This is a genomic window from Gangjinia marincola (assembly GCF_039523415.1).
GTDB classification, from domain to species: Bacteria; Bacteroidota; Bacteroidia; order Flavobacteriales; family Flavobacteriaceae; genus Gangjinia; species Gangjinia marincola.
Window position 1 is genome coordinate 145,625 of record NZ_BAAAFG010000001.1, and the last position, 12,982, is coordinate 158,606.

The following is a 12,982-nucleotide window of genomic DNA, read 5'->3' on the forward strand; positions in this document are numbered from 1 at the left end:
CATGTTGGTCCCCTTTGAAAGCTTACCAAATTCTGCGCGTGTTTGGATCTACCAATCCAATCGCCCCTTTACCGAAGCTGAAGCAAAAGAAGTAGAACAAAAAGTTGCCGACTTTATGCAGCAGTGGACAGCCCATGGCGCCGAATTAAAGGGAAGTTTTGAGCTAAAATATCGTCGATTTATTGTGCTGGCCATCGATCAGCAACACGCGAGTGCCAGTGGATGTTCCATTGACGCCTCTGTGCGATTTATTCAACAATTAGAGAAAGAGTACAACGTGGATTTGTTGGATAAAATGAACGTCACCTACAAAACAGGTGAATTTATCGCGCATAAACCACTTCTTGACTTCAAAAAAATGGCGCAAAGTAAGTCTGTGTCCGGTAAAACGATCGTTTTCAATAATCTTGTGAATACTAAAGAAGAATACTTAGATCATTGGGAAGTACCCGCAAGTGAAAGCTGGCATAGCCGGTTTGTGAAGTAGTATTTTAGCAAACAGGGAGTAGTCACAATTACCAGTAAAAGGAGACTCCAATATATGCGTGTGTTAAAGTTTACCTTTACTTTCTCAAATTAACAACCCGGCGTTCTTCGTTCGCACCTTTAAATTTCACTTATGGCTTCATTCCAGGATTTTCCTATTTCCAAACAGCTTCAGTATGCCCTGGATGATCTTGGTTTTACGATACCAACTCCTATCCAGGTACAGGCGTTTCCTGTAGTTGCTTCAGGTAAGGATGTCATTGGTATTTCACAAACCGGTACAGGTAAAACGCTGGCGTATATGCTGCCGTTACTTCAAAATCTTTCGTATTCAAAACAAATCAATCCCAGAATCTTGGTGCTGGTACCAACTCGTGAATTGGTGGTGCAGGTAGTAGAGGAGATCGAAAAATTTACTAAATATCAAAATGTGCGTACGGTAGGTGTTTTTGGCGGAGTCAATCTTAATCGACATAAAGAAGCGGTAGCGCAAGGTGCAGACATTATTGTGGCTACTCCGGGGCGGTTGTACGATTTGGTGATTAGCAGAGCCCTTCAGCTTAAATCGGTCAAGAAAGTAGTGATTGACGAAGTAGATGTAATGCTTGATTTGGGATTTAGGTTTCAGTTGGTCAATATTTTTGAGTTGCTACCAGAGCGTCGTCAACATATTATGTTTTCGGCTACCATGACTGAAGAGATTGATGAACTCATTCAGGATTTCTTTAGAGGCACCACCACCATTTCGATCGCTAGTAGTGGAACTCCGCTGGATAATATCACCCAATACTGCTACAGGGTTCAAAACTTTTATACCAAAGTGAACCTGCTGGGTCATTTACTTCAAGATAAAAATGAATATACTAAGGTATTGGTGTTTGTAGATAATAAACGCAATGCTGATCGCGTGTTTGATGCGTTGGACGGGCAGTTTGTTAATGATGTATCTGTAATTCATTCAAATAAAACCCAGAATTACCGCTTAAGATCAATTGAAGAGTTTGAACAAGGAGAGCACCGCATCTTAGTAACTACAGATATTATGGCAAGGGGACTGGATTTGGATAAGATCTCTCATGTGATTAATATAAATACGCCAGCTTTCGCGGAAAATTATATGCACCGTATCGGGAGAACGGGTAGGGCAGAGCAGCCGGGAACTTCGATCCTTATGTTCACCCGAAAGGAAATCGAAGCCAAAGAAGCCATTGAAACATTGATGGATATGCAGATTGAAAAGCTTGCATTTCCTGAAGAAGTTGAAATCTCCACTCAGCTATTACCTTCAGAACGCACCAGAATCAAAGAGCGCGATAATCCTCATAAACGAAATGAAGACGAGGTAGGAGCAAGTTTTCACGAGAAGAAAGCCAAAAATCAAAAAACCAATAAGGGAGGCTCTTATCGCAGAAAAGTCAAGGAGAAGTATAAGAAACCAAAGACCAAAGGAGATAAGAATTTTAACCGCCGAAAGAAGAAGTAGATAGTAGTTAGTAGTTTTTAGCGTAGTCTTTCAATTAACTAAATTTTGGGCTTGCTGAAGAGAAGTTCTAAGTAGGCAATAATAAAAACTTAATCACGAATAACTTGTCACCCTGAGCGCAGTCGAAGGACAGTCTTAAGTCTTTAGTTGCAGTCCTCAGTATGTAACAACCAATCACCTAATAACGTAATAACAAATAACTTTAAAGCATTTAGTTGATAATGACGTTTTCAAGTTTAATATCGTCTTCAACTTCATCTTCATCTTCAATTTCACTCCGTTAATAACCCCTTGATTATTTCTTTTTTTCTTGCGGTTGGTAATGGTTTGATTCTTGTATATTCAATAAAAATTTTCGGCCGTTTTATGTTTCAACGCTTTTATCTTACGCTACTCGTATTAAGTAGTTGTTGCTCTTATAGCTACGCTCAAATTCATCCGCTTAAAACGACAGACTCCATTGCTCAAATACGATGGGTAGATAGCCTATACGCCGCAATGAGTGTTGATCAAAAAGTTGGGCAGCTTTTTATGGCGCAAGGTTTTTCAAATGAAGGACGCAGTCATGAGCAAAACATTAAACAACTGGTACAAAAGTATCATATTGGCGGAATCATATTTTCAAAGGGAGGGCCTGTTCGCCAGGCTAAAATGAATAACAGACTGCAAGAAACTGCAGACATACCCTTGATGATGGCGATGGACGCCGAGTGGGGATTAAGCATGCGTTTGGATAGTACGTTTGCTTTCCCGTGGAATATGACCATGGGAGCCGTTCGCAATGACACCTTGATCAAAAGAGCCGGGGAGCAGATAGGTAAACATGTCAAACGCATAGGGATGCACATGAATTTTGGCCCTGTGGTGGATATTAATACCAACCCTCTAAATCCCATTATTGGGAACCGTTCTTTTGGCGAAGAAAAAGAGAACGTAACGAATAAAGCCCTAGCCTTTATGCAGGGCATGCACAGCCAAGGCGTGCTGAGTAGTGCAAAGCACTTCCCAGGACATGGCGATACCAGCAGCGATTCTCATTTAACGTTACCCATCATTGACTTTACGGCAGATCGTATAGATAGCGTAGAATTATACCCATACAGAAAGTTAATAGAGGCAGGAGTGAGCAGTGTCATGGTAGCGCATTTAAATATTCCGGCGTTGGGAGCAGGAGCTCAAAACCCTTCTTCAATTTCACCACGGATTGTTACTCGATTGCTTCAGGATAAATTAAACTTTAAAGGGTTGGTCTTTACAGATGCGATGGAAATGAAAGGAATTGCTGACGTGAAAGGACCGGGAGAGGCCGATTTATCAGCTTTCATGGCGGGGAATGATGTAATATTAATTTCTGAAAATATTCCTGTAGGCATCGAGAAAATAAAAACAGCCGTTGGTACAGGTATCATTACAGAAGATCGTTTGGCCCGATCAGTCAAGAAAATTTTAATGGCAAAGTATAAGGTTGGACTGCATGACTACCAACCCGTAGATATAGAAAACCTCTATGAAGAGCTCAATACGACTCAAAATGACATCATTTATCGTGATATCATGGAGAACGCTATCACGGTACTCAAAAATAATAATGGTATTCTACCCATTAAAAGATTAGATAAACAAAAAATAGCCTATGTAAGCATGGGGGATGACGAAGGGGCTCCTTTTTTTACAGAACTAAACAAATATGCTGGGGTTGATTGGATCAAAGCAGATAAATTAAATGAACTTACCGCTAAGCTCAAAGACTACACGCAGGTAATTGTGGGACTGCATAAATCAAATGACCACCCCTGGAAAGACTTTAAATTCACTAATAAAGAATTGGTCTGGCTCTATGAGATTTCACGGTTAAACGCAACAATTCTAAGTGTATTTACGCGACCTTATGCTATGCTTGATCTCAAAACCACAACGAATTTAAATGGGATTATCATTGGATATCAAAACAGTCTCATCGCCCAGCAGCTTACAGCACAGGCAATTTTTGGTGGAATAGAGGCTAAGGGCATTCTTCCGGTATCGATTGGAGATGAATTCCCTGCGGGGACAAGCTATATTACACGCGCCAATGGGAGACTTTCTTATGGTATTCCTGAGCAGGTTGGATTAAATTCGGCTAAACTTAGTAAAATTGATTCCGTAGTAAATATGGCAATCGCCAAAAAAATGACTCCGGGAGCTCAATTACTAATCGCCAAGAAAGGCAAAGTAGTGTATCATAAATCCTTTGGTTATCATACCTACGCAAAGAAAAGCATGGTTCGCAAAGATGATATATATGATCTTGCTTCGCTCACTAAGATTTTAGCCACGCTACCAATGTTGATGCAACAGCACGATCAGGGTCTTTTTACCCTTGAAGATCCATTGAAAAAATTAATTCCCGATTTAAAGAATACAAATAAAGGAAATATTCCAATCATACGGGCACTCAGTCATACCGGTAGGTTCAAGCCCTGGATTCCATTTTATCTAAAGACGCTGGATAGTGTTACTAAAAAACCTTTACCTAAATACTACAGTTCTAAGTACTCCAAAGAATTTGGCGTGCAAGTGAGTGAAAAGCTCTTTTTGCGCAGTGATTATAGCGATAGTCTATATCATCAAGTGGTTGAGAGTGATTTAAGAAAAAAATCAAATTATCGCTACAGCGATTTACCCTACTATATTTTCAAAAAGTACATTGAAGATTTTTACGATGCTTCCTTAGCAAAAGTTGCTGCAAGAACCTATTATGAAAAACTGGGCGCTTATCGAACAACCTTTAAACCTCTGAAGCAATTTAAAAAGGTAGAAATCGTGCCTTCTGAACGCGATACGTATTTTAGATATGCTAAAGTTCAAGGATATGTTCACGATATGGGCGCAGCCATGCAGAATAATGTAGGTGGTCATGCGGGATTGTTTAGCGATGCACATGGTGTGGCTAAAATGATGCAATTATACCTCAATGATGGTATTTATGGCGATGAGCAGTTTTTTTCTAAAGAGACCATGCAAGCTTTCAATACCTGTTATTACTGTGAAGATAAGGTACGCAGAGGAGTAGGGTTTGATAAACCTCAACTAAGTGAAGAGGGGCCAACATGCGGCTGTGTTTCAATGACTAGCTTTGGTCACAGTGGATTTACTGGAACATTCGCGTGGGCAGATCCCGAAGAAGATTTAATCTACGTATTTTTATCCAATAGAACCTATCCCACGATGGAGAACAGAGCTCTGATCAAAAACGATATTCGCAGTAAAATTCAGGGAATGATCTACGAAGCCATTGAGTGGTAAACCAATTAATAAACACATGAAAATAGCCATTGTATGTTACCCTACTTTTGGCGGGAGTGGTGTCGTAGCCACAGAACTTGGATTAGCATTGGCTAAGCGAGGACATGAAATACACTTTATCACCTATAAACAACCGGTTAGGTTAGAGCAACTTTCTTATAATGTGTTTTTTCATGAAGTACATGTGCCAGATTATCCCTTATTTCAGTATCCACCTTATGAATTAGCACTTTCCAGTAAACTGGTGGATGTGATCAAACATTATCACCTCGAAATTTTACACGTACATTACGCCATTCCGCATGCTTACGCAGGATATATGGCAAAGAAAATGCTACAGGCCGAAGATATCTCAATCCCCATGGTAACAACCTTACATGGTACAGATATTACACTGGTGGGGAATCACCCTAATTACAAACCGGCAGTTACGTTTAGCATTAATGAAAGTGACGTCGTAACCTCGGTCTCCCAGAGTTTAAAGGAGGATACATTGCGCCTTTTTGAAGTCAAAAAGGACATTCAAGTCGTCTCTAACTTTATTGATATAAGTAAGCACATACATACAGATAAAGAATGTCAACGCGGGCTCATGGCCGCGCCGGAAGAAAAAATTGTTACTCACATCAGTAATTTTAGGGATGTAAAACGAATCCCAGATGTGATCAATGTATTTTATAATATCCAAAAGCAAATCAAGGCAAAACTCATTTTAGTAGGAGAGGGTCCTGAAAAAGCCTCAGCAGAAGACCAGGTGATGCAACTGGGTATTGAGAATAAAGTTAGGTTCTTAGGACAGAGCAATGAAATTCATGATATTTTATGCTTCTCAGATTTGTTTTTATTGCCTTCAAAGCGTGAAAGCTTTGGCTTAGCGGCACTTGAAGCAATGGTAAATGGTACTCCGGTAATTTCAACAAATACCGGCGGATTGCCTGAAGTGAATATTCACGGGGTTTCAGGCTTTACCAGCAATGTAGGGGACGTAGAAGATATGACTATTAATGCACTCAAGATTTTGAAGGATGACCAAACTCTGGAAAAATTTAAAAAGCAGGCGGTAGAAGAAGCTAAGAAATTCGATATTAACGAAGTAGTTCCTGTTTACGAGGCGCTTTATCATAACGCGAGATCCTAAACAAAAAATCCCGCTGGTTACAGCGGGACCCTTGCAGATACACGTTTTATAGTGTACCACCCCAACACTTCGTTAGATGTCGTAGGATTTTTAAACACATTACTAAAAACATTACTCACCCTTTAATGACATTTTAAAGAAATAGGTTAACACACTAGGTAGAAATTATTTTACATTTTTGGGTTACTTTTAGTTTTTATGAATGAAAAGCTGCTCCATCTCGACCGTCAACTAAGTGGAAATCTGTACCATAATAGTTTATTGCGGTCGATTTATGCCACAGATGCATCGGTGTATCGCGTATTACCATTAGCTGTAGCCTATCCTAAGAATAAAGAAGATCTTAAACTGCTCCTTGAATTTGCACGCAAAAATGATACATCGCTAATCCTTCGCACTGCAGGAACTTCATTAGCAGGACAATGTGTGGGAGAAGGAATCGTAGTCGATGTGTCAAAGTATTTTACTAAAATTGAAGGATTTGATGCCAAAGCACAAACAGTTACTATAGAGCCTGGTGTTATTCGGGATGAATTAAATGAGTATCTAAGGCCGCACCATGTTTTCTTTGGCCCCAACACATCTACCTCAAATAGATGCATGATTGGCGGAATGGTGGGTAATAACAGTAGCGGGACCACATCCATCAAATATGGGGTGACAAGGGATAAAATAGTTGAGCTTGAAACCATTTTAACAGATGGAAGCGAAGTTGTTTTTAAACCGCTTACTGCGGAAGAGTTTATGCAAAAAACAACACTTCCCACGTTTGAAGGAAATATTTACAAAGTACTATACAACCAATTGTCTTCTTGCGAAATAAAAGAAGAAGTATTTAAGCAGTTTCCAAAGCCATCAATACATCGAAGAAATACAGGATATGCCATTGATTCCTTATTGAATAGTGAAGTCTTTGACGATTCTACACGTCAAATAAATGTATGCGAATTACTTGCCGGTAGCGAGGGAACTCTGGCGATTACTACTAAAATTACGCTTAAAGTTGACCCGCTTCCTCCATCTAATGCTGTTTTAATAGCTGCCCACTTTGATTCTGTACAGGACTGTTGTGATGCTGTTTTTCCATTGATGAAGCATGATTTGTATACCTGCGAAATGATGGATAAAACCATTTTAGATTGTACAAAAGGTCAATTGATGTATGAGCAGCACAGGTTCTTCTTAAAAAATGACCCTAAGGCTATTTTGATGCTGGAACTAAGAGCTAATACTAAAGATGAATTATCAGATCAGATCAGTGCTATTGTAACCAGCTTAGAAAAAAATACTAAGAGTTACCATTACCCCATTTTATCGGGTCATGAAATTAATCTTGCTTTAGAATTACGCAAGGCAGGACTTGGTTTGTTAGGAAATATGATTGGAGATCAAAAAGCGGTGGCCTGTATTGAAGACACGGCAGTAGACCTGGAAGATCTTTCAACTTATATTAAAGAATTTTCTGCGATCATGAAGTCATTTGGTCAGCAAGCTGTGTATTATGCACATGCAGGGGCGGGAGAGCTTCATTTGAGACCTATCCTCAATCTTAAAAAAAGTGAGGATGTCATTCTGTTTAAAAAAATAACCACTGCTGTTGCACAGCTGGTGAAGAAATACGGTGGTGCGATGAGCGGTGAGCATGGCGATGGGCGTGTTCGCGGGTGGTTGATTCCATTTCTAGTAGGAGATCAGATTTACGACGTGTTCAAAGCTATAAAACAGGCTTTTGATCCTAAGAACATTCTCAATCCCGGAAAAATAGTCGATGTAAAAGGCATAACAGAGGAGTTGCGCTATCAAAAAGATCGTATAGAACCTGTTATAGAAACCTTGTTGGATTTTAGTGAAGATGAGGGTTTTTTACGATCTGTTGAAAAATGTAATGGGAGTGGAGATTGCCGAAAAGGAGTTCATGCCGGCGGAATAATGTGTCCAAGCTATAGAGTTACCAAGAATGAAAAGGATACGACACGTGCCAGGGCAAATGCACTGCGTGAATTTTTGACTACTTCTCAAAAGACTAACCCTTTTGATCATAAAGGGCTTAAGGAGGTGTTGGATTTATGTATTAGCTGTAAAGGATGCAAAAGCGAATGTCCCAGTACAGTGGATATGGCTGCTATGAAAGCTGAATTTGATTTCCAGTATCAGGAAACAAATGGATATTCGTTACGCGCTAAGGCATTCGCTTACAATACAAGGCTTAATCGATTTGCCTCACAGCTGCCGGTAGTGTCTAACTTTGTATTCAAAAATAAATATATGTCAAGTTTTGCCAAAAAAATAGTAGGAATAGCGGCAAAGCGAAGCTTACCATTACCGCATAGGCTATCACTCAAAAACTACATTAAAACAAAGAAAATAGCCCTGACGCCCAATTTAAATCCGATTAAAACTGTAGTGTTATTTGTGGATGAATTCACAAATTACTTAGACGTCACCATAGGTTTGGATGCCATAGAACTGCTTACTAAACTCAACTATAATATCGAGGTAATAGATCATCATGAAAGCGGAAGAACATTTATCTCAAAGGGGTTTTTAAAAGAAGCTAAACAGATAGCAAACAGGAATATACAGCAATTAGCTTCAGTTGTTACTTCAGATAAAATAATAGTTGGGATTGAACCTTCGGCTATCCTTACATTACGAGATGAATACCTAAGACTGGCAGACGATTTAGCTTCGGCGAAAGCTTTATCTGACCATACATTTTTGATTGATGAATTTTTAGCGCAAGAAATTGAAACAGGACATATTAGAGCTTCCCAGTTCTCTTCGGCAAGAAAAGAGATAAAACTTCATGGCCACTGTCATCAAAAAGTGTTGTCTAAACTATCAGCTACATTTACATATCTTAATCTTCCGCAGAATTTTTCAGTCACCATTATTAATTCAGGTTGCTGTGGGATGGCGGGTTCTTTTGGATATGAAAAAGAACATTATGAGATTAGTATGAAAATGGGAGAATTATCTTTGTTTCCGGCAATTCGAAAATCAAAAAACGACGTGTTAATCGCAGCTACCGGGACTAGCTGCAGGCATCAAATAAAAGACGGGACATCACGCATTGCAAGACATCCCATCTCAATTCTCAAAGAAGCATTGGTTTAGTCTTCTTCGTTATCCTGATCTTCTTCAGCTGTATAGCTTTCTAACTCTTGTGTTAGCGTAGAATCGTAGGTTGTATCAAACGGCAGATCAATAATTCCAAAGTCATTTAATCTGTAGTTTGTTTCGGTATTGCTAAAAACAAGACCTATATCTTTTGCAAAATAATTGCTTGATACGATCACATCTGCTGCAGTGAGAATTACAAAATCACCAAAATCATCAAGGGAAACTTCAATATTGATAAATAGGGTTGAAATCACAATATCTTCAAAGGTTTGCTGATTAACCGTAATATTTTCTTGCGATCCCGTTTGTTCAGTTGTAATTGTAAAATTTAAGGTTGCGTTAAGTGAATTATTATTATCAATTGGAATACTAACCGGTTGCGAACCTCCCTGAACGTATAGCTCAGCGTCATTTCCGGCACTAGGATTCAATATTGTAGCGTTGGTGATGGTAATGCTGATATCATCTAAATTTGGTAAAGAGACTTCAAGTGCCCCATTATACCGAACAATGTTTTCCTCTTTAGTAATTGTTCCGCTGGATAACAGTCCAGTAGTAAAACCAAATAATGGATCACCTACACTTGAGCTAAGCTGGTAATTGCCTTGATTTTCAGATTCTACAGTAAGTAAATCTTCATAGCTATCTGGATCTTGATCATTAATCACCAGTGTATTTTCATACTCCCAGGTATTATCTACCGCAAGAGGAAAATAATTATTGGTATTATCTGTGCCTTGAGGATCTTTGTTATCATCATCATCAGAGCATCCTGTGATGAGAAATAGACCTACTGTAAAAAAAAGTATACTTTTTATAGTGTTCATAATATATTGCTTTGTTACAAAGGTAATGTTTTTGGCTTATAATGCATTTTAAACAGGTCACTGAGAAAATTACGCTATTTTAAAGCTAGGATTTACTTAAACCATAAATAAGACTTATTTTCGTTTGCGAAATAAGGAAATTATGGCGGGTAATACCTTCGGAAAACTATTTAAACTCACTACGTTTGGCGAATCACATGGAGAAGCCATAGGAGGAACTATTGACGGTTGTCCAGCGGGACTTGAATTAGATTTAGAAGCTATCCAGCGTGATATGGACCGAAGAAAACCGGGACAGTCTTCTATCGTTACTCAGCGAAAAGAGCCGGATGAAGTCAAATTTCTTTCGGGTCTCTTTGAGGGAAAAACCACCGGAACTCCTATTGGCTTTATCATCAAAAATACGAATCAAAAAACAAGAGATTACGGTCATATTAAAGACACGTACAGGCCATCTCACGCAGACTATACCTATGATCAAAAATACGGGATACGTGATTATCGTGGTGGGGGTCGTAGCAGTGCACGTGAAACTGCAGTACGCGTTGTAGCCGGCGCCATCGCCAAGCAATTGATTTCTTCAGTTCAAATAAACGCCTTTACGTCAAGTGTGGGAGATATTAAATTAAGTAAGAAGTATAAAGAACTTGACTTTGGCTTGACCGAAACTAATGACGTTCGTTGCCCAGATCCTGCCACTGCAGATAAAATGATACATAGAATTAAGGAAATTAGAAAAGAGGGAGATACCATTGGAGGTACGATCACCTGTGTTGCTCAAAACGTCCCGGTAGGATTAGGTGAACCGGTTTTTGATAAATTACATGCAGAATTAGGAAAAGCTATGCTTTCAATCAATGCTGTTAAAGGATTTGAATACGGGAGTGGTTTTGAGGGATCCAGGATGAAAGGAAGCGAACACAATGATAAGTTCAATGCAGATGGTTCAACGCAAACAAATTTGAGTGGAGGTATACAGGGAGGAATCAGCAACGGTATGGATATCTATTTTAATGTTGCATTTAAACCAGTGGCTACTGTGATGCAAAAGCAGGAAACTATAGATAATCAGGGGAATAAAGTTGAAATGCAGGGCAAAGGTAGACATGATCCCTGTGTGGTACCAAGAGCAGTACCTATTGTTGAAGCGATGACAGCCTTAGTACTTGCAGATTTTGTATTGCTGAATAAAACCTCAAAAATATAGTCCCTTACGGGGAAGAAAACGAACAAGCGATTAACTAAAAAAGTTCAATGAAAAAATTAGCATTACACTGGCAGATTTTACTGGGAATGGTTCTTGGAGTAGGATTCGCATTTGCCTTATCCGCGACTAGTTGGGGAGCAGAATTTATAGGTGATTGGATCAAACCTTTTGGCACTATTTTTATCAATGCCCTTAAACTTATTGCTGTACCCTTGATCCTAGCTTCTCTGATCAAAGGCGTTTCTGATCTTAAAGATATCTCTAAATTGAGTCAAATGGGCGGAAGAACAATTCTCACCTATATATTGACGACTGTTGTTGCAGTTACGATTGGACTGGGAGTTGTAAATATCATAAAACCCGGTTCCACGATTACTAAAGAAACCCAAACTGAATTACTTGAGAGCTATAAAGGCGATGCGGACAGTAAAATTGCAGATGCTAAAAAACAAAAAGAGTCTGGCCCTTTACAGGCTTTAGTGGATTTGGTACCAAGTAATATATTTTCTGCAACGACTGATAACCGTAATATGCTTCAGGTTATTTTCTTTGCAATTTTCTTTGGAATAGGCCTTATTCTGATACCGGAAGCTACCGCAAAACCCGTCAAAGACTTTTTTGATGGTTTTAATGAAGTTATTCTCAAACTCATTGATTTGATTATGTTGGCAGCGCCTTTTGGTGTTTTTGCCTTACTAGCAGCGCTGGTGGTTGAGTCACCCAGCGCAGATTTATTTGCCGCTTTAGCTATGTATGGATTAAGTGTTCTTATTGGTTTAGGTTTGATGATAGTGGTTTATATTCTAATTGTATGGGTGGTCACTAAACGTAGTCCGGCATTTTTCCTTAATGGAATTTCACCCGCACAGTTGTTGGCGTTCTCTACCAGTTCAAGTGCAGCTACTTTACCGGTTACCATGGAGCGGGTAGAAGAGCATTTAGGCGTAGAAAAAGAAGTAACTAGCTTTGTGCTTCCCATTGGTGCAACCATAAATATGGACGGGACGAGTTTGTATCAGGCGGTGGCTGCCGTATTTATTGCTCAGGCATTTGGCATGGATTTGTCGTTAGGAGCGCAGTTGGGGATCATCGCAACGGCTACGTTAGCTTCTATTGGATCTGCTGCTGTACCGGGAGCGGGAATGGTCATGTTAGTGATTGTATTAGGGCAAGCGGGTATTCCTGAAGCTGGTCTGGCGCTTATCTTCGCAGTTGATCGTCCGCTGGATATGTGTAGAACTACAGTTAACGTTACGGGTGATGCTGCGGTAAGTATGATTGTGGCAAAATCTGTAGGCAAGCTTAGAGATCCAGAGGTCAAGAATTGGGATGATCATTATAAGAAATAGACGAATCTAAATTTAACATTTAGAAGACAGTACCGCGCTGATTTATATTATTTTGGACATTACTTTTGCACCTTTCAAAATGAT

The 12,982-nt window shown here is 39.4% G+C and carries 8 protein-coding genes; 7 read left to right on the plus strand and 1 reads right to left on the minus strand.

The genetic code is table 11. The features are described 5' to 3' along the window. The first annotated feature begins 1 nt into the window (after window position 1). The 5 genes from ABD000_RS00695 to ABD000_RS00715 all read left to right on the plus strand — a co-directional run bounded on the left by ABD000_RS00695 (window position 2) and on the right by ABD000_RS00715 (window position 9,509). The gene (locus ABD000_RS00695; RefSeq protein ID WP_343762520.1) at window positions 2–487 is read left to right on the plus strand and encodes an ABC transporter ATPase; all 486 of its coding nucleotides are present in this window, start codon (window positions 2–4) and stop codon (window positions 485–487) included. A gap of 132 nt (window positions 488–619) precedes the next feature. Continuing rightward, on the plus strand, window positions 620–1,969 hold the full coding sequence (locus tag ABD000_RS00700; protein ID WP_343762522.1) for a DEAD/DEAH box helicase: 1,350 nt from the start codon (window positions 620–622) through the stop codon (window positions 1,967–1,969). Window positions 1,970–2,335: 366 nt separating this feature from the next. Then, on the plus strand, window positions 2,336–5,254 hold the full coding sequence (locus ABD000_RS00705) for a serine hydrolase domain-containing protein (RefSeq protein WP_343762524.1): 2,919 nt from the start codon (window positions 2,336–2,338) through the stop codon (window positions 5,252–5,254). A gap of 16 nt (window positions 5,255–5,270) precedes the next feature. Further along, on the plus strand, window positions 5,271–6,392 hold the full coding sequence (bshA, locus tag ABD000_RS00710; protein WP_343762526.1) for an N-acetyl-alpha-D-glucosaminyl L-malate synthase BshA: 1,122 nt from the start codon (window positions 5,271–5,273) through the stop codon (window positions 6,390–6,392). 198 nt (window positions 6,393–6,590) lie between these two features. Next, on the plus strand, window positions 6,591–9,509 hold the full coding sequence (locus ABD000_RS00715) for an FAD-binding and (Fe-S)-binding domain-containing protein (RefSeq protein ID WP_343762528.1): 2,919 nt from the start codon (window positions 6,591–6,593) through the stop codon (window positions 9,507–9,509). Here the strand turns inward: ABD000_RS00715 and ABD000_RS00720 are convergent. Further along, on the minus strand, window positions 9,506–10,342 hold the full coding sequence (locus ABD000_RS00720; protein ID WP_343762531.1) for a hypothetical protein: 837 nt from the start codon (window positions 10,340–10,342) through the stop codon (window positions 9,506–9,508). The genes ABD000_RS00715 and ABD000_RS00720 overlap by 4 nt on opposite strands. Window positions 10,343–10,484: 142 nt before the next feature. Here ABD000_RS00720 and aroC point away from each other — a divergent pair, with 142 nt between their 5' ends. Both aroC and ABD000_RS00730 read left to right on the plus strand, forming a co-directional pair. Continuing rightward, the gene (aroC, locus tag ABD000_RS00725; RefSeq protein WP_343762533.1) at window positions 10,485–11,549 is read left to right on the plus strand and encodes a chorismate synthase; all 1,065 of its coding nucleotides are present in this window, start codon (window positions 10,485–10,487) and stop codon (window positions 11,547–11,549) included. Window positions 11,550–11,596: 47 nt separating this feature from the next. Next, complete coding sequence (locus ABD000_RS00730) at window positions 11,597–12,898, plus strand: dicarboxylate/amino acid:cation symporter (RefSeq protein ID WP_343762535.1); 1,302 nt, start codon at window positions 11,597–11,599, stop codon at window positions 12,896–12,898. The last annotated feature ends 84 nt before the right edge of the window (window positions 12,899–12,982 follow it).